This window comes from Mycobacterium shimoidei (assembly GCF_900417275.1).
GTDB classification, from domain to species: Bacteria; Actinomycetota; Actinomycetes; order Mycobacteriales; family Mycobacteriaceae; genus Mycobacterium; species Mycobacterium shimoidei.
Map to the genome: position 1 here is coordinate 2,963,035 of NZ_UEGW01000001.1, position 16,008 is coordinate 2,979,042.

Genomic DNA, 16,008 nt, shown 5'->3' on the forward strand with positions numbered 1-16,008 from the left:
TGGGAACTCCCTGCACGGTAGCGCCCGGCTCACAGCGACGCCGCAAGTGCCTCCAAGGTTTGCGCCGAGGTGTAGGTGGGCTGCCAGCCCAGCCGGGTTTTGGCCTTGGTGGTGTCCATCACCATCGAGGTGCGCGCGATATGCAGCCACTCCGCTTGCGCGGGAACGAACGGCAGTCGGGCGATCACCGCCGACGTGGCGGTCGCCGCGGCGGCCGGGACCCGTACCGGCCGGCCGCCGAGGGCCTCGGCGACATCGGACACCGACAGCACGCCGTCGCCGGCGATGTTGTAGGCGCCCGGCGGGGCCGAACTCGTCGCGGCCAGCGCAATGGCCGTGGCCACGTCGTCGTGATGGACCAGCTGCAGCGGATTGCCCGGGTCGGGGACCGGAGGCTTGAGCATCGGCAAGAGGCGGGTCACCACACTCGCGTACGGAATCTGGTTCCAGGGCATCGCGTCGGCCAGGGCATGCGCCTGCGGGCCGGCGACGATGCAGGGCCGCAGGATGAACACCTCGAGCGGCGACCCCGCGGTGATTTCCGTGAGCGCGGCTTCGCACGCGGCCTTCTGCGCGGAGTAATAGTGCTCCGGCGAGCCCCGTACCGGCACGTCCTCGGTGAGTGGCACGGGATTGTCGGAGTGGTAGCCGTAGGCCGCCACCGACGAGGTGTAGACCAGGCGCCGCGGGTGTCCGTCGTGGGCTCCGGCCGCGCAGGCTTCAAAGACGTTGCGGCTGCCGGCCAGGTTCACTCGTTCGCTTTCCTCGCGGGAGCCCATGATGATGAACGCCAGGTGCACCAGCACGTCGGCATCGGCGACCAGCGCGTCGACCGCCTCGCGGTCCAAAATGTCGCCCTGCCGATAGATCGTCTTGGTCCAACTCAGCGACGACGGCTCGAAGGGCCGGCGGGCCATGCCAATGATGCGCTCGACGGCCGGGTCACGTTCCAGCGCGGTGACAGCGGACGTGCCGATCTGGCCGGTCGGCCCGGTGACCGCAACGGTGAGACCCATGATCAGCGCCGGCGCCGTCGGCGCCACCAAATGAGGCCGGCCACGGTCACGCCGGCGACCGAAGCGACCACCGCCACCGGTGACTTGGCCGGAGCCTTCGATCGGTCGGCCTCGCCGGAGTGTGCGTCGACGGTGTCGCCGAATTGGCCGCGGGTGTGCTCGATGCCGGACTGGATTTCGGCAATGCTGGCCTGCCGCTCGTGCTCAGATCCGGTCATGCTTTGCGTCCTTCAGGTGCGTGCTGTCGTTCTTCACAGTAGCGGCGACTCGAGCAAGGATCCCCACCCTTCCAGGCGTACCGGGTGCCCCTCCTGAGCGGCTGAGGTCGCCTGTTGATACCCATGGCTACCCACGTGGTCGCCCGCCTAACCGTCGGCCCGCACGATTGTGCACAGTTGCGCGTCGGTCCACAGCCAGGGGCGGCACCGGCTGCGGCGGGGGCCGCCGCGTGGGTGGACACCCCTACCGTTCGGCGCATGCAAACAGAACTGCCCGCCGAGCGTCTGCGCCGCCGCCTCGGCACCCATGCCGATGCCGCAGAGGACGCCGCCGACGCCCCCGACGACGGCGCCGACGCCGACGGTGACCCGAATTCGTTGTTGCCGCGCTGGCTTCCGGACAGCTCGACGCAGCAGGGCTCCGGGCTGCTGGCACGGGTGCGCGCCGATCCGGGTCGCGCCGGCGCCATCGCGCTCGCGGCGATCGCCGCGATCGCGGTGTTGGTCACCATCTTTACCTTCGTGCGCGACCGGCCCACGCCGGTGGTGTCAGCCAAATTGCCTCCGGTCGAAATGATCTCGTCGGCAAGCAAAGCGCCGAGCCCAAGCCCGTCGGGGGAGCCGGCCCAGCCGGTGGTGGTCAGCGTGGTGGGCCTGGTGCACAGTCCAGGACTGGTGACGCTGGCGCCGGGCGCGCGAATCGCCGACGCGCTCAAGGCGGCCGGCGGCGCAACAGACGGCGCGGACACCATCGGGTTGAACATGGCCCGCCCGGTCGGCGACGGGGAGCAGATCGTGGTCGGGGTGGCGCCGCCCAAAGGCCAGCCGGCCGCACTGGGCAGTTCGGTCACCCCCGGCTCGCCCGCGGCCGGCGCGCCGACGGCACCGGGCAAGCCGGCGGCATCCGAGGCGCCCAAGCCCGGCGACGTGATCAACCTGAACACCGCGACCGTTCAGCAGTTGGACACCCTGCCCGGCGTCGGGCCGGTGACCGCGGCCGCGATCGTGGCGTGGCGGGAAGCCCACGGCGAATTCAACAGCGTCGACCAGCTTGCCGAGGTCGACGGCATCGGCCCGGCGCGGCTGGAAAAGCTGCGTGCGCTGGTTCGTGTCTGACGCCGGTGCAGCACCCGCTGGACGGCACCGCCGCGGCGCCGCGGCTGGATGTGCGGCTGGTGCCGGCCGCGCTGGTCGGCTGGATGGTCACCGCCGCCGGGATCGTCTGGCCCGTCGGCAAAGTCATCGGCGCGATATGCGGTCTGGGTGCTCTGGTGGGCGCATTGTTGTGGCGCGCGGATACCCGAACTGCGCGGCTACGGACAATCGGCATAAGCCTGACCGCAGTCGGTTTGGTGGGCGCCGGTTTTGGGTTCGCAATTGCGTTGCGCGCCAATGCGGTCGCTCACCATCCGATTACCGCCGCGTTCGGAACGGCGGCGCAGGTTTCGGTGACGCCCAGCGAAAGCGCGGTGGCGCTTGGCGGCGCCCGGCTGATGGTTCGCGCCACGATCCAGCGGCTGGGCGAGCAGCAGATATCGGGCCGGGTAGTGGTTTTCGCGCCGGCACACGCTTTCAACGATGTGATGGTGGGTCAGCCGTTGCGGTTCCGGGCGCGAATCACCCGGCCCACCCGCCGAGACTTGACGGTGGCGGTGCTCAACGCAATCGGAGCGCCGACGACGGGTCGCGCCGCGTTGCCGCACCGGGCAGCACACGCCGTGCGTACTCGGTTCGCCGCGGCGGCTCGCCGCGTGCTGCCGGCCGGCCAAGCGGCCATGCTGCCCGCGCTGGTGCTCGGCGACACATCGGCGGTGACGACAACGACCAGTCGGGAATTCCGGGCGGCCGGGTTGACGCATCTCATGGCCGTCTCCGGGGCCAACGTGACGATTGTCTGCGGTGCAGTGCTGTTCTCCGCGCGGCTGGTGGGCCCGCGGGTGGCAGTGGCGCTGGCCGCTGTCGCCTTGGTGGTGTTCGTGATCGTGGTGCAGCCGACGGCCAGCGTGCTGCGGGCAGCGGTGATGGGCGCCATTGCGTTGGTGGGGGTGTTGTCAGCCCGACGCCGCCAAGCGATTCCGGCGCTGTCGGCGAGCGTGCTGCTGTTGATGGCGGTGGCCCCGCAGCTCGCAGTCGACGTGGGCTTCGCGCTGTCAGTGGTGGCCACCGCCGCGCTGGTCGTGGTCGCCCCGGTCTGGTCGCAGCGCCTGGTCTCGGCGGGCTGGCCCAAACCGCTGGCCGACGCGATGTGCGTGGCCTGGGCCGCGCAGGTGGTGACCGCCCCGTTGATCGCCGGGATCTCCGGGCGGGTCAGCCTGGTCGCGGCGGGCGCCAACCTCGCGGTGGCGCCGCTGATCGCGCCGATCACCGTGCTCGGCAGCGCCGCGGCCGCGCTGTGCGTGTTCTGGCCGGCCGGAGGTCAGCTGTTGATCCGGTTCACCGGACCCGAGTTGTGGTGGGTGATCAACGCCGCGCACTGGGCCGCCGGCGTGCCGGCGGCCAGCGTGCCGGTTCCGTCCGGCGTCGCCGGCGTGCTGCTTGTCGCCGAACTGGCAGTGCTGGTGGTGGTGCTCTGGCGGTGGCAGTGGTTTCGGGTGGCGATGGCCATCTGCGCCATCGGCCTGCTGGCCTGGTCGTTGTCGGGGTTGGTGCCGGGCGGGTCTGTGTCGGCCGGCCATGACACGATCAAGCGGTGAGCCAGGCGTTACACCTCGTGCTGGGTGATGAGGAATTACTCGTCGAGCGGGCGGTAGCCGAGGTGATGCGGTCGGCGCGGCAGCGGGCCGGCACCGAGGACGTGCCGGTGAGCCGGCTGCGGGCCGGCGAGGTGAGCACCTACGAGCTCGCCGAGCTGCTGAGCCCGTCATTGTTCGCCGACGAGCGGCTGGTGGTGCTCGACGCCGCCGCCGAGGCGGGCAAGGACGCCGCCGAGGTGATCGCCTCAGCCGCAGGCGACATCCCGGCGGGCACGGTGCTGGTCGTCGTGCATTCCGGTGGGGGGCGCGCGAAGGCACTGGCCGGCCAGCTGCAGGCGCTCGGCGCGCAGGTACACCACTGTGCACGGATCACCAAACCCAGCGAACGCGCTGAGTTCGTCCGCAACGAGTTTCGCTCGCTGGGCGTCAAAGTCAGTCAAGATACGGTCAGCGCGCTGCTCGACGCGATCGGCTCGGATATCCGCGAACTCGCTTCGGCCTGTTCACAATTGGTGGCCGACACCGCGGGCCACGTCGATGTTTCCGCGGTGCGGCGCTATCACAGTGGCAAAGCCGAAGTGAAAGGATTCGACATCGCCGACAAGGCGGTCGTCGGCGACGTCGAAGGAGCGGTCGAGGCGTTGCGGTGGGCGATGATGCGCGGCGAGCCGCATGTGGTGTTGGCCGACGCGCTGGCCGAGGCGATACACGCCATCGGCCGGGTGGGACCTATGTCGGGTGATCCGTACCGGCTGGCCAGTGAACTCGGCATGCCGCCGTGGCGGGTGCAGAAGGCGCAAAAGCAGGCCCGCGGCTGGTCGCGTGACACGGTGGCGACGGCGATGAGGCTCGTCGCGGCCCTGAACGCCGATGTGAAGGGGGCGGCCGCCGACGCCGATTACGCGCTGGAGGCCGCGGTACGCAGGGTGGCCGAACTGGCCGGACGGAACCGCTGAGCGCTCAGAGCTTGTTGAACGCGTGGGCCAGCGCCGACTTCTTGTTCGCCGCCTGATTCTTGTGGATCACGCCCTTGCTGGCCGCCTTGTCCAGCTTGCGGCTGGTTGACACCAGCAATTCGGCGGCCTTGTCCTTCTCGCCGGCCTCGGCGGCCTCACGGAACGCGCGGATAGCCGTGCGGAGCGAGGACTTCACCGACTTGTTGCGCAGACGCCGACGCTCGTTGGTGCGATTGCGCTTCTGCTGCGACTTGATGTTGGCCACGCGTCAGTTCCTTCGTCGATCTCAGTGGGGAGTTTTAGGGCTTCCAGATGTCTGGCCAGCGACTGACCAGGGTATCAGTCGAGGCGTGTTGTGCCCAAGTTCGCCCGAAGTCGATCATCGCCAGATGCGCGAAAGCCTCATATCGTGCAGGTCATGAATAGTTCAGCGGCGGATGCGAAGGGGCGCCACCGCGGCTTGCCGCTGGTTGTGTGGGCCGCGTTGTCGCTAGGCCTGCTGTTCGGGGCGATCGCCGTCGGGGTGGTGCTCGGCGGTGTGATGCCGCTGCCGTACGGCCCGGCTGGGCCCATCCGGCACTACGTCGCCACCCAACCGACGGCCGTGCACGTCATGGCGGTCGGTGTGTTTGCGTCGGCGGTGCCGTTAGCGGTTTACGCGGCGACGGTCAGCGCGCGGTTACGTCAGCTCGGGGCCAGCGCCGTCGCTGCAACGATCGCGCTGACCGGCGGAACCCTGGCCGCCGGCGCGTTGGCGACGACGGGCTTGGTCGGCTGGATCTTGTCGCGGCCCGACATCAGCCCGGACAGACACTTGATTGGGGCGCTGTATTACCTGGCCTTTCTTACCGGCGGTCCCGCGCACATCGTGGCGCTGGGTTTGCTTGTGATCGGGATGTCGATGCCCAGTTTGAAACTGCGCTTGTTGCCCCAGACTCTGGCTCGGGTCGGAGTGGGGATCGGCGCGTTCGCCGAACTGGCGACGTTGGTGCTGATATGGTCGCCGCTCGCAGTGATGCTGCCTATCGCGCGGGTAGCGGGGCTGCTCTGGCTTCTCGTTGCCGCCGCGCTATTGCCGCTGCAGCGCAACGACGTTCGCGCCACTTGATCAGGTGCGCGGATGGATTTCAACCCGGTGCAGGTCATCGCCGAGTTCGATCCGGCCGTCGAACGCACCGGCCGCCAGCGTGCGCCACTGGTCTTCTTGGCCCGAGACCATCCCTGGCACATAGTGGGTCAGCACCAGGGTCGCCACACCCGCGCGCTGCGCCGTGTCGGCGGCCTGCTCCACCGACGAGTGGTAGTCGCAGATGTCCCTGATCCGCTGTTGCGGTAGCTGAGCGACGATGTCTTTGCGAATCACGGTGTGCACCAAAGCATCCGCCGCCGAGGCCAGCTGGTCCAACGACTCGCAGGGCACGGTGTCGCCGGCCAGCACAACCGAAGCGCCGCCGGACTCGATGCGAAAACCGATGGTCGGCGTCACCGGCCGGTGATCAGTCGGCGTCACCCGGATCGAAACGCCGTCGCGGTCCCACACGGCACCCTCGGTGTATTCGTGCACGTCAACCGCGGGCCCGGCGGTTAGGTCGGCGTGGTGAGCGATCCGGTAGCCGATGTCATGGCCGAACGCTTTGAGGGTCGCTTCGACCACGTCCGCGGTGCCCGGCGGCCCGATGATCGGTAGCGGGACCGGCTCGGGGGCGAACGTCGTGACCCAACGGGTGATCAACACGTCGCCGAGATCGGCGATGTGGTCACTGTGCAAGTGGGTGAGTAGCAGCGCCGATAATGCGTTGGCGCCCAGGCCGATTGCGGCCATCCGCTGCAACACGCCGCGCCCACAGTCGACCAAGAATGCTTGTCCGCCGGCGCGGACCAGCGTCGACGGCCCGGCCCGGTCCGGGTCGGGGATGGGGCTTCCGGTGCCGAGCAGGGTGATGTCGATCATGACCACATCATGCCCAGTCGACACGTCCCCGCGGGGCAGATAGCGAGGCGCCGTTACGCCTCGCGATCAGCCGACGAGCCCTACGTTTGGGTGCCGGGCGACCCGGGCCGCGCCGGGTGTCGCCGTGCTGTCGGTCCCGTTGACCTCCGCGGTACCCGGTTGGCCTGGCCGGCCGGCCGCACCGGGATCCGGAGCGTCGCCGCCGTTGCCGCCGTCGCCGGCCTCCCCGGTTGCGGGACTGTGTTCTCAGGCTTCGTTCAGCCGCAACGGCGCCGTAGCGAACGCCGGCCGACGTATGAGTTTCGGTTCTGACCCCCACGCAACGAAAAATGGCCGTAGCCTGGTGTGAATCCGATCACAACTGGCGGGAGGCCTGGATGCGAATTGCGGATGTGTTGCGGAACAAGGGCGCGGCGGTGATGACCATCAATCCCGACGCGACGGTGGCTGAATTGCTTGCCGGTCTGGCCGAGCACAACATCGGTGCCATGGTGGTGTCTGGCCCCGATGGTGTTGCGGGCATTGTTTCGGAGCGCGACGTGGTACGCGCACTGCACAAGCACGGCGCCAGCCTGCTGGCCCGGCCGGTCAAGAAGATCATGACGGCCGTGGTGTCGACGTGCACCAGGTCCGACTCGGTGGACGACATCAGTGTGCTGATGACTCAGAATCGCGTCCGGCATGTCCCGGTGATCGAGAGCGGAAAACTGCTCGGGATCGTCAGTATCGGCGACGTCGTCAAGAGCCGTATCGAACAATTGCTGGCCGAGCACCAGCAGCTGCAGTCCTACATCACCCAGGGCTGAGCCGGACGGCTCAGCTCCACGAGTAGTCGGCGCGCAGCCGGGCGGCCACCATGTCGAAGGTTTCGCGTTGCAGGATCGCGCCCTCCCGGCGGATGCCCTCCTCCGGCACGTCGAGCACCCGGTCCAGGCGTACCCAGCTCGGTCGGCGCTCGTCATCCCAGCTGCCGCTGCCGATTCCGACCCAGTTGCGGTCGGCGCTGTGGGGCTGCTGGCTGGACAGCATCAGCCCGAGCAGGGTGTGCCGGTCGCGGCCGACCACCAGGACGGGGCGGTCCTTGCCGCGGGTGGGGTCGTCTTCGTAGGCAACCCAGGTCCACACGATCTCGCCCGGGTCAGCGCGACCGTCGAGGTCGGGGGCGTAGACGAGCTTTCGGGCGCGGTGCGCGGTGGGGACGCTGACGCGGGTTACCGGACGGCCCGTGCTGATCTCGGCCGGTGGTTCGGACGCCGAGCCGGTGAGAACGTCGATACCGAGCTTGATGCCCCGCTGGATGCCCTCCCGCATCGCCGGCGAGTTCTGCAGCTGGCGGATGAATTTCGGCGCCTCGTTGAAGACCAGGTTTCCCAGACTTCTCTGAAACCCCTGCAGCGTCTTCCACTGCCCTTTCCCTGGAGACGGCATATTCGCAGCATAGGACTGCCCGGCGCGATTGTGTCCGCGCGCGCTTGCCCCGATACCCTGGACATACCGCGCAGGACCCGTCCACCAGGAGATTCCCATCAGCAGTTTCGCCGACCAGACCTTCACGGCGCCGGCGCAGATTCGGAACTTCTGCATCATCGCCCACATCGATCACGGCAAGTCCACGCTGGCCGATCGGATGTTGCAGCTGACCGGTGTCGTCGACGAACGGTCGATGCGCGCGCAATACCTCGACCGGATGGACATCGAACGCGAACGCGGCATCACCATCAAGGCGCAGAACGTGCGGCTGCCCTGGCGAGTGGGGAACCAGGACTACGTGCTGCATCTGATCGACACCCCCGGCCACGTCGACTTCACCTACGAGGTGTCGCGGGCGCTGGCCGCCTGTGAGGGCGCGGTTCTGCTGGTCGACGCCGCACAGGGCATCGAAGCGCAGACGCTGGCCAACCTGTATCTGGCGTTGGACCGCGACCTGGTGATCATCCCGGTGCTCAACAAGATCGACCTGCCCGCCGCCGAGCCCGACCGTTACGCCGCCGAGATCGCCCACATCATCGGCTGCGAACCCGGCGACGTGCTGCGCGTCTCCGGCAAGACCGGCGAGGGTGTGGCCGAGCTGCTGGATGCGGTCGTCAAGCAGGTTCCCCCGCCGCAGGGTGACGCTGAAGCTCCCACTCGGGCAATGATTTTCGACTCGGTCTATGACATCTACCGCGGTGTGGTGACCTACGTGCGGGTGGTCGACGGCAAGATCGTCCCGCGCGAACGCATTGCGATGATGTCGACCGGCGCCACCCACGAACTGCTCGAGGTCGGGATCGTCTCGCCCGAACCCAAGCCCAGCGACGGTCTGGGTGTGGGGGAGGTCGGGTACCTGATCACCGGAGTGAAGGACGTGCGCCAGTCCAAGGTCGGCGACACGGTGACGACGGCCCGCCACGGCGCCACCGAACCGTTGACCGGTTACCGCGAACCCAGGCCGATGGTCTACTCCGGCCTGTATCCCGTCGACGGGTCGGACTATCCAAACCTGCGCGACGCGCTGGATCGGTTGCAGCTCAACGACGCAGCGCTCACCTACGAGCCGGAAACCTCGGTGGCGCTGGGCTTCGGTTTCCGCTGCGGGTTTTTGGGCCTGCTGCACATGGAGATCACCCGCGAGCGCTTGGAGCGCGAGTTCGACCTCGATCTGATCTCCACCTCACCCAACGTGGTGTACCGGGTGATCAAGGACGACGGGACCGAGGTGCGGGTGACCAACCCGTCGGACTGGCCGGACGGCAAGATCAAAACGGTCTACGAGCCGATCGTGAAGACCACCATCATCGCGCCCAGTGAATTCATCGGCACGATCATGGAACTCTGCCAATCCCGTCGCGGCGAGATGGGCGGCATGGACTACCTGTCGCCGGAGCGCGTGGAGTTGCGCTACACAATGCCGTTGGGCGAGATCATCTTTGACTTCTTCGACTCGCTGAAGTCGCGCACGCGCGGCTACGCCAGCCTCGACTACGAGGAGGCCGGCGAGCAAGAGGCGTCGCTGGTCAAAGTCGACATCCTGTTGCAGGGCGAGCCTGTCGACGCGTTCAGCGCGATCGTGCACAAGGACGCCGCAGCCGCCTACGGCAACAAGATGACCACCAAACTCAAAGAGCTCATTCCGCGACAGCAGTTCGAGGTGCCGGTGCAGGCGGCGATCGGCTCTAAAATAATTGCGCGAGAAAATATTCGCGCGATCCGCAAGGATGTGCTGTCCAAGTGCTATGGCGGTGACATCACCCGCAAGCGCAAACTGCTGGAAAAGCAGAAGGAAGGCAAGAAGCGGATGAAGACCATTGGTCGGGTGGACGTGCCGCAGGAAGCTTTCGTCGCCGCGTTGTCCACCGACGCCACGGGCGACAAAACGAAAAAGTAAGGCCGCACTTGCGCGAGGGTGCGCAGTTGTACGCAATTTCTGGCGTGCAGGCGTACATCTGCGCACGTTCGCGCCAAAGAAGGCTGGCCTACATCGGCGCGTTTGCGGGCTGGAAGCCGCCGGTGGAATCGGCTTCGTCCTCGGCGCGAATCACGTGCACCACGGCGTTGATCAGCGCCAGATGGGTGAACGCCTGCGGGAAATTCCCCAGATGGCGGCCGGTGCGCGGCTCGATTTCCTCGGCGTACAGGTGCAGCGGGCTGGCGTAGGACAGCAGCCGCTCGCACAGGTGCTTGGCGCGGCTGACCTCGCCGATTTCGACCAGCGCGGACACCAGCCAGAACGAGCAGATGGTGAAGGTGCCCTCCTCGCCGGTGAGCCCGTCGTCGGTCTCCTCGACGCGGTAGCGCAGCACCAGGCCCTGCTCGGTGAGGTGGTCGGCGATCGCCAGTACCGTCGCGCGCACCCGCGGGTCGTCCGGCGGCAAGAATCGCGTGAGCACCACCATGAGCAGCGAGGCATCCAGCGCGTCGGTGTCGTAGTGCTGTTTGAACACTCCGTTGGCGTTCACCCCGTGTTCGAGGATGTCGGCCTTGATTTCTTCGGCGATCGCCCGCCATTTCTGCGCGTAGCTTTTCTCGCCTTGGCGCTCGGCCAGCTTGGCGCCCCGGTCCAGCGCGACCCAGCACATCACTTTCGATGACGTGAAGTGCTGCGGCTGGCCGCGCACCTCCCAGATGCCCCGGTCGGGCTCACGCCAATGCTTCGCCGCCTCTTCCACCTGCTTCTTGAGCACCGGCCACAGGGTCTCGGGGATCTGCTCACGCGACTTGGAGTGCAGGTAGAACGAGTCGAGAATGCTGCCCCAGATGTCGTGTTGGTCCTGGTTGTAGGCGCCGTTGCCGATCCGCACCGGCCGCGCATGGTCATAACCGGACAAGTGCGGCAGTTCGGCTTCCTCGAGACTGCGCTCGCCGCCGACGCCATACATCACCTGCAGCGGATTACGTTCGCCGTTGTTGGCACCGGACACGTCGGCGATAAACGCGAAAAAGTCGTCGGCCTCGCGGTCCAGCCCCAGCGTGTAGAGCCCCCACAAGGCGAAGGTCGAATCGCGGATCCACGCGTAGCGGTAGTCCCAATTGCGTTCCCCCTGCGGGGTTTCCGGAAGCGAGGTGGTGCTGGCCGCCAGCAGCGCGCCAGTGGGCGAATATGTCAGGCCCTTCAACGTGAGCGCGCTGCGCTGCAGGTAGGACCGCCACGGATGGTCGGGGAAATTCCCGATGTTGATCCACTGCCGCCAACACTCGGTGGTCTGCCACATCTTGTCGGCGGCCTCGTCATAGGTCTGCGGCGCCGGGTGCTTGGACCAGCTCAGCGCGACGAACACGTCGTCGCCCTCTTTCAGCCGGGTTCGCGCTCGTGCTTCCCGGCCCTCCAGACCCAGCCGCAGATTCGTCGTCAGCCGCAGCGTCGGATGAGCGTCGGGGCTGCTTTTGGCCGCCGCGACCGCTTCGCCGTAAGCGTTGGCGGAGTACTCCCAGGTGGCGCTGGTCCGGTGATAGTCGAATGCCGGCTCGCAACTCAGCATCAGCTCCACGGTCCCACTGACGCAGCGCACGGTCCGCAGCAGGATATGCTCCGCGTCCCAGTCCATCGGGGTGCGACGATGCGTGTGCGAGCGCCGCTCGATGTCGTGCCATGGGCCCATCACCAGCGCGTCTCGCACGATCATCCAGCCGGTGGGGGTCTGCCAGGTGGTTTCCATGATCAGGCTGCCGGGCAGGTAGCGCCGCGCTGAGGGCACCGACACCCCGTAGGGCCCCAACCGGAAGTGGCCGGCGCTGCGGTCCAGGATCGCGCCGAACACACTCGGCGAGTCTGGCCGCGGCACACACAGCCATTCCACCGAGCCGGCCGGTGAGATCAAGCAGGTTGTCTCGCAGTCGGACAGAAATGCATAGTCGGCGATCGGCGGAAACGGGTTGCGCGCCGACACGCCCGATGCGAACGGCACCGGCGAGGTGATGGTGAACGTTTCCGCGGCCTTGCCGGCGGCCTCGGCGGTCTCGTCGGCAGGCTCGGCGTGCAACACCATGCCGACATCATGGGCTGCCGACATCGTCGACGTCTAGCGACGCGCGTAGCGTGGCGCGTGTTCGGGCCGGACCCCGACCCCGACGAAGTAGGCGGGCACGACCGAAAGCCACGGCAATCGGCCCATGATCGCCGGCACGACCGGTGATTGCGTCGGGTCCTGACCTTGAAAAATCGGTTCGAGCACCACGCGGTGTAACACCCGCTGCACTGCCTGGGTTACCGCTGTCGGCAGCCGGCGCCGGCGCCGCACAGCCGCAAGGTCTCGGCTGGTGACCCGGTGCCGGCGCAGCGGTTCGGCGAGCACTGTCGCGGCCGCGACAGCGTCTTGGATCGCCAAATTGATGCCGACGCCCCCTGCCGGCGACATCGCGTGCGCCGCGTCGCCGATGCACAGCAGTCCGTCGCGGTGCCAGCGGCGCAGCCGGTTGAGCTTTACGTCGAGGTGCTTGATGTCGTCCATGGATTTCAGGGTGGCCACCGATTCTGCTGCTTCCGGAAACAGTTCGGCGATCTCGTGGCGAAACGCGTCGATGCCTCGGGCACGCAACTCGGCGTCGGTCCCTTTGTGGCCGAGGTAAGCGATTTGGAAATAGCCCCTCCTGGGAATCGGGAGGACGGCTTTCTTGAAGCCAATGCGAGGCAGCAACGAGAACTGCGCGGCACCGTCACTGTCTTTGAATGGCAGCCTGAACCACCACACATCGAAGTTCACCGGGTAGTCGTGTCCGGGCAGTGCGGCGTCTTGGCGGACGGTGGATGAGCGGCCGTCGCACCCCACCGTCAACTCGGCGTGCAGTTCACCGGCGCCGTCCGGCCCTTGGTAGCGCACCCCGGTGACCCGGTCACCTGTTCGCAGCAGGCCGGTGACTTCGGTGCCCATCCGCAGGGTGAATGTCGGCTCAGCCTGAGCAGCTTCGGCGAGCAGGTTCAGCAGGTCCCATTGCGGCACCATGGCGACATACGGGTGCGGCTGACGCAAGCGCCCGAAGTCGGCAAACGTCACCGGGCGCCCGTTCGATTCGAAGGTCATGTTTCGAACTTCGCTGTAGGGCAACGTCGTAAAGCGCTCCCAGAGGCCCAGCTCGTCGAGCAGCCGCAGCGTGGTCGGATGCACGGTGTCGCCGCGGAAGTCGCGAAGGAAATCATCGTGCTTTTCCAGCAGAGTGACCTGCACGCCGGCCCGGGCCAACAGCAGCCCGAGCATCACCCCGGCCGGGCCGCCACCGACGATCGCGCAGGTGGTTTCTTCGGGTACCGGTGCCATTCGCTGAGGCTATAGGGTGAGCCGGGTGGGCGGGTTCCTCAGTTGGTGGGACGGCGTCGAACTGTGGCTATCGGGGCTGGGCTTCGTCCTGCAAACCATTGTGGTGATGCCCGTCGTGCTGGCGCTGGCCTACCTCATCGCGCTGGTGCTGGACGCCGGGCTCGGCCGCGGGATACGCGTCATCCAGGCTGTTCGGCCGACGCGCCGCACCCGTCCCACCGACGAAGAACCGCGATGACAGGCGGCATGCCGCGTTCACGGGTGACGCTGGTGCTGGTCGTGCTGGTTGTGCTGGTCATCGTCACCTGGCTGCTGACCCATTGACACGCGCCCGCGTCGAATGGCGGTCCGGCGAATTCTGTTAGGCTTCGCGACATGCACGCTGCGACCGGCAACAAAGAGTGCTATGTGTTGGCGCTCATTGCCGTGGGTGATTGCGCTGTAGCTGACGTGCACTGTTGCCACTGACCTGAAACACCCGCGCACGGTCTGGTGTCGGTGATGGTCAAACTCAGCAAATGATCAATTCCGGCCAGGACTTGTCATAGCGGGCGAAATCCTCATCTAGTCCGGCACGAAAGGTCGTCAATGCTCCAACACGTCAAAGCGGGGCGCATCGCCGCACTCGCGCTGGCGGCCGGCCTGACGGCATGTCACGGCGGCGCCAGCGACGTCGTCGGCGGGAGCGGGCCAGCCAATGCGCACACCAGTATCACGCTGGTTGCGTATTCGGCGCCGGAACCCGGCTGGAGCAAGGTGATTCCGGCGTTCAACGCCTCGGAGCAGGGCAAGGGCGTTCAGGTGATCACCTCGTACGGGGCTTCGGCCGACCAGTCTCGTGGTGTCGCTGCTGGTAAGCCGGCCGATATCGTGAACTTCTCGGTCGAACCCGACATCACCCGGCTTGTCAAGGCGGGCAAAGTTTCCAAGGACTGGGACAAGGACGCCACCAAAGGTATCCCGTTTGGATCGGTGGTGACCTTGGTGGTGCGGCAAGGGAATCCGAAGAACATCAAAGATTGGGACGACCTGCTCAAGCCCGGCGTGGAGGTCATCACGCCCAGTCCGCTCAGTTCCGGCTCGGCCAAATGGAATCTGCTCGCCCCGTACGCCGTCAAAAGCGAGGGCGGCCGAAATCCCCAGGCCGGCATCGACTTCGTGAACCAGTTGGTGAGCCAGCACGTCAAACTGCGTCCGGGCTCCGGGCGCGAAGCCACCGACGTGTTCGTGCAGGGCAGCGGCGACGTCCTGATCAGTTATGAAAACGAGGCGATCGCCACTGAGCGGCAAGGCAAGCCGATCACCCACGTCAACCCGCCGCAAACGTTTAAAATCGAGAATCCACTGGCGGTGGTGACCAGCAGCGCTCATCTGGAGCTGGCCACCGCGTTCAAGAATTTCCAGTACACGGCACAGGCGCAGAAGCTCTGGGCAGCAGCGGGATTCCGTCCCGTCGACCCGTCCGTCGCCGCCGAAGTTCGCGACCAGTTCCCGGTGCCGCGGAAACTGTGGACGATCACCGACCTCGGTGGCTGGGACACGGTGGACCCGCGACTGTTCGACAAGACGACCGGCAGCATCACCGAGATCTATATGCGGACCACCGGATGACGGCGGTACTTCCCAACCTGAGCGAGGTGCGCCGCGCTAGCACCTCGTTACGGGTCGGCGCGGCCGTGATGTGGCTGTCGGTCATCGTGTTGCTGCCGCTGGCGGCGATCGCCTGGCAAGCCGCCGGCAGTGGTTGGCACGCTTTCTGGTTGGCGGTCACGTCGAATGCTGCGCTCGCCTCTTTCCGGGTCACACTGACCATTGCAGCCGGTGTCACCGTGTTGAACGTGGTGTTCGGTCTGCTGATCGCCTGGGTGCTGGTGCGTGACGATTTCCCCGGCAAGCGGCTGGTCGACACCATCATCGATTTGCCGTTCGCGTTGCCCACCATCGTCGCCAGCCTGGTGATGCTCGCGCTGTACGGCCCGCACAGCCCAGTCGGCCTGCATCTGCAGCACACCGGGTGGGGCGTGGCGGTCGCGCTGGCGTTCGTCACGCTGCCGTTCGTGGTGCGGGCGGTGCAACCGGTACTGCTCGAAATCGACCGCGAGACCGAGGAAGCAGCAGCCTCCCTGGGGGCCAACAACGCGACGATCTTCACCTCGGTGGTGTTGCCCTCGCTGATGCCGTCGTTGTTATCCGGTGCCGGGCTGGCCTTTTCGCGGGCGATCGGCGAGTTCGGTTCGGTGGTGCTCATCGGCGGGGCGGTGCCGGGCAAAACCGAAGTCTCCTCGCAGTGGATTCGCACGTTGATCGAGAACGACGACCGTACTGGCGCCGCGGCGATATCCATCGTGCTATTGGGTATCTCATTCGTCGTGCTGTTCATCTTGCGCACGCTGGGCTCACGCGCGGCCAAACGCGAGGAGTTGGCGGGATGAAGCGATGAGGA

Annotated in this window: 16 protein-coding genes and 1 pseudogene; 10 read left to right on the forward strand and 7 right to left on the reverse strand. The window is 67.0% G+C overall.

Features of this window, described 5'->3' with window-relative positions; translation table 11 throughout:
- Positions 1–29: 29 nt before the first annotated feature.
- Entirely contained in the window at positions 30–1,016 is a 987-nt protein-coding gene (locus MSP7336_RS14325; RefSeq protein WP_113964921.1) for an NAD-dependent epimerase/dehydratase family protein, read from the reverse strand.
- Between the two features lie 2 nt (positions 1,017–1,018).
- Positions 1,019–1,234: a hypothetical protein gene (locus tag MSP7336_RS14330; RefSeq protein WP_069394601.1), complete on the reverse strand. Its 216-nt coding sequence runs from the start codon at positions 1,232–1,234 to the stop codon at positions 1,019–1,021.
- Between the two features lie 258 nt (positions 1,235–1,492).
- Here MSP7336_RS14330 and MSP7336_RS14335 point away from each other — a divergent pair, with 258 nt between their 5' ends.
- The 3 genes from MSP7336_RS14335 (at position 1,493) to holA (ending at position 4,883) form a co-directional block, all read left to right on the forward strand.
- Complete coding sequence (locus tag MSP7336_RS14335; RefSeq protein ID WP_069394602.1) at positions 1,493–2,350, forward strand: ComEA family DNA-binding protein; 858 nt, start codon at positions 1,493–1,495, stop codon at positions 2,348–2,350.
- Positions 2,351–2,433: 83 nt separating this feature from the next.
- Entirely contained in the window at positions 2,434–3,927 is a 1,494-nt protein-coding gene (locus tag MSP7336_RS14340) for a ComEC/Rec2 family competence protein (RefSeq protein WP_113964922.1), read from the forward strand.
- The gene (holA, locus tag MSP7336_RS14345; protein WP_113963980.1) at positions 3,924–4,883 is read left to right on the forward strand and encodes a DNA polymerase III subunit delta; all 960 of its coding nucleotides are present in this window, start codon (positions 3,924–3,926) and stop codon (positions 4,881–4,883) included. The genes MSP7336_RS14340 and holA overlap by 4 nt, the downstream gene beginning before the upstream one ends.
- A 4-nt stretch (positions 4,884–4,887) precedes the next feature.
- Here the strand turns inward: holA and rpsT are convergent, their stop codons facing one another.
- Positions 4,888–5,148 (reverse strand): 30S ribosomal protein S20, encoded by a 261-nt coding sequence (rpsT, locus tag MSP7336_RS14350; protein WP_113963981.1) that lies wholly within the window; start codon positions 5,146–5,148, stop codon positions 4,888–4,890.
- 153 nt (positions 5,149–5,301) lie between these two features.
- Between rpsT and MSP7336_RS14355 the strand changes: the two genes are divergently transcribed.
- The gene (locus MSP7336_RS14355; RefSeq protein WP_113963982.1) at positions 5,302–5,991 is read left to right on the forward strand and encodes a hypothetical protein; all 690 of its coding nucleotides are present in this window, start codon (positions 5,302–5,304) and stop codon (positions 5,989–5,991) included.
- Here MSP7336_RS14355 and MSP7336_RS14360 read toward each other — a convergent pair whose 3' ends face one another.
- The gene (locus MSP7336_RS14360) at positions 5,992–6,834 is read right to left on the reverse strand and encodes a ribonuclease Z (RefSeq protein ID WP_113963983.1); all 843 of its coding nucleotides are present in this window, start codon (positions 6,832–6,834) and stop codon (positions 5,992–5,994) included.
- Positions 6,835–7,211: 377 nt separating this feature from the next.
- On the opposite strand from MSP7336_RS14360, the gene MSP7336_RS14365 reads away from it, so the two are divergent.
- Complete coding sequence (locus tag MSP7336_RS14365; RefSeq protein ID WP_113964923.1) at positions 7,212–7,640, forward strand: CBS domain-containing protein; 429 nt, start codon at positions 7,212–7,214, stop codon at positions 7,638–7,640.
- A 10-nt stretch (positions 7,641–7,650) separates the two neighbouring features.
- On the opposite strand, the gene MSP7336_RS14370 is transcribed toward MSP7336_RS14365, so the two are convergent.
- Positions 7,651–8,262, reverse strand: a complete 612-nt coding sequence (locus MSP7336_RS14370) for a type II toxin-antitoxin system PemK/MazF family toxin (protein ID WP_113963984.1) — start codon at positions 8,260–8,262, stop codon at positions 7,651–7,653.
- On the opposite strand from MSP7336_RS14370, the pseudogene lepA reads away from it, so the two are divergent.
- Positions 8,250–10,201 (forward strand): annotated as a pseudogene (lepA, locus tag MSP7336_RS14375) (translation elongation factor 4). The gene MSP7336_RS14370 and the pseudogene lepA overlap by 13 nt on opposite strands.
- Before the next feature lie 88 nt (positions 10,202–10,289).
- On the opposite strand, the gene MSP7336_RS14380 reads toward lepA, so the two are convergent.
- Together MSP7336_RS14380 and MSP7336_RS14385 are read right to left on the reverse strand one after the other, a co-directional pair.
- Positions 10,290–12,299, reverse strand: coding sequence for a glycoside hydrolase family 15 protein (locus MSP7336_RS14380; protein WP_069394676.1), 2,010 nt, complete (start codon positions 12,297–12,299; stop codon positions 10,290–10,292).
- A 33-nt stretch (positions 12,300–12,332) separates the two neighbouring features.
- Positions 12,333–13,565, reverse strand: coding sequence for an FAD-dependent oxidoreductase (locus MSP7336_RS14385; protein WP_113963985.1), 1,233 nt, complete (start codon positions 13,563–13,565; stop codon positions 12,333–12,335).
- Positions 13,566–13,581: 16 nt separating this feature from the next.
- Here MSP7336_RS14385 and MSP7336_RS14390 point away from each other — a divergent pair, with 16 nt between their 5' ends.
- From MSP7336_RS14390 to cysT, 4 genes are all read left to right on the forward strand, one after another.
- A complete protein-coding gene (locus tag MSP7336_RS14390) occupies positions 13,582–13,803 on the forward strand; it encodes a hypothetical protein (protein WP_232320931.1) in 222 nt (73 codons plus the stop codon).
- A 137-nt stretch (positions 13,804–13,940) separates the two neighbouring features.
- A complete protein-coding gene (locus MSP7336_RS24680) occupies positions 13,941–14,033 on the forward strand; it encodes an Ms4533A family Cys-rich leader peptide (RefSeq protein ID WP_372507671.1) in 93 nt (30 codons plus the stop codon).
- A gap of 120 nt (positions 14,034–14,153) precedes the next feature.
- Complete coding sequence (locus MSP7336_RS14395) at positions 14,154–15,176, forward strand: sulfate ABC transporter substrate-binding protein (RefSeq protein WP_113963986.1); 1,023 nt, start codon at positions 14,154–14,156, stop codon at positions 15,174–15,176.
- Positions 15,173–15,997, forward strand: coding sequence for a sulfate ABC transporter permease subunit CysT (gene cysT / locus MSP7336_RS14400; RefSeq protein WP_069394609.1), 825 nt, complete (start codon positions 15,173–15,175; stop codon positions 15,995–15,997). Before MSP7336_RS14395 ends, cysT begins: the two co-directional genes overlap by 4 nt.
- Positions 15,998–16,008: the final 11 nt, after the last annotated feature.

What these genes read in the sequence shown, in the direction of transcription:
- MSP7336_RS14325 (WP_113964921.1), bottom strand. Translation starts at nt 1,016, where the DNA reads ATGGGTCTCACCGTTGCGGTCACCGGGCCGACCGGCCAGATCGGCACG.
- MSP7336_RS14355 (WP_113963982.1), top strand. Translation starts at nt 5,302, where the DNA reads ATGAATAGTTCAGCGGCGGATGCGAAGGGGCGCCACCGCGGCTTGCCG.
- MSP7336_RS14395 (WP_113963986.1), top strand. Translation starts at nt 14,154, where the DNA reads ATGCTCCAACACGTCAAAGCGGGGCGCATCGCCGCACTCGCGCTGGCG.
- MSP7336_RS14365 (WP_113964923.1), top strand. Translation starts at nt 7,212, where the DNA reads ATGCGAATTGCGGATGTGTTGCGGAACAAGGGCGCGGCGGTGATGACC.
- MSP7336_RS14330 (WP_069394601.1), bottom strand. Translation starts at nt 1,234, where the DNA reads ATGACCGGATCTGAGCACGAGCGGCAGGCCAGCATTGCCGAAATCCAG.
- MSP7336_RS24680 (WP_372507671.1), top strand. Translation starts at nt 13,941, where the DNA reads ATGCACGCTGCGACCGGCAACAAAGAGTGCTATGTGTTGGCGCTCATT.
- MSP7336_RS14370 (WP_113963984.1), bottom strand. Translation starts at nt 8,262, where the DNA reads ATGCCGTCTCCAGGGAAAGGGCAGTGGAAGACGCTGCAGGGGTTTCAG.
- MSP7336_RS14360 (WP_113963983.1), bottom strand. Translation starts at nt 6,834, where the DNA reads ATGATCGACATCACCCTGCTCGGCACCGGAAGCCCCATCCCCGACCCG.
- cysT (WP_069394609.1), top strand. Translation starts at nt 15,173, where the DNA reads ATGACGGCGGTACTTCCCAACCTGAGCGAGGTGCGCCGCGCTAGCACC.
- MSP7336_RS14385 (WP_113963985.1), bottom strand. Translation starts at nt 13,565, where the DNA reads ATGGCACCGGTACCCGAAGAAACCACCTGCGCGATCGTCGGTGGCGGC.
- MSP7336_RS14335 (WP_069394602.1), top strand. Translation starts at nt 1,493, where the DNA reads ATGCAAACAGAACTGCCCGCCGAGCGTCTGCGCCGCCGCCTCGGCACC.
- MSP7336_RS14340 (WP_113964922.1), top strand. Translation starts at nt 2,434, where the DNA reads ATGGTCACCGCCGCCGGGATCGTCTGGCCCGTCGGCAAAGTCATCGGC.
- MSP7336_RS14380 (WP_069394676.1), bottom strand. Translation starts at nt 12,299, where the DNA reads ATGGTGTTGCACGCCGAGCCTGCCGACGAGACCGCCGAGGCCGCCGGC.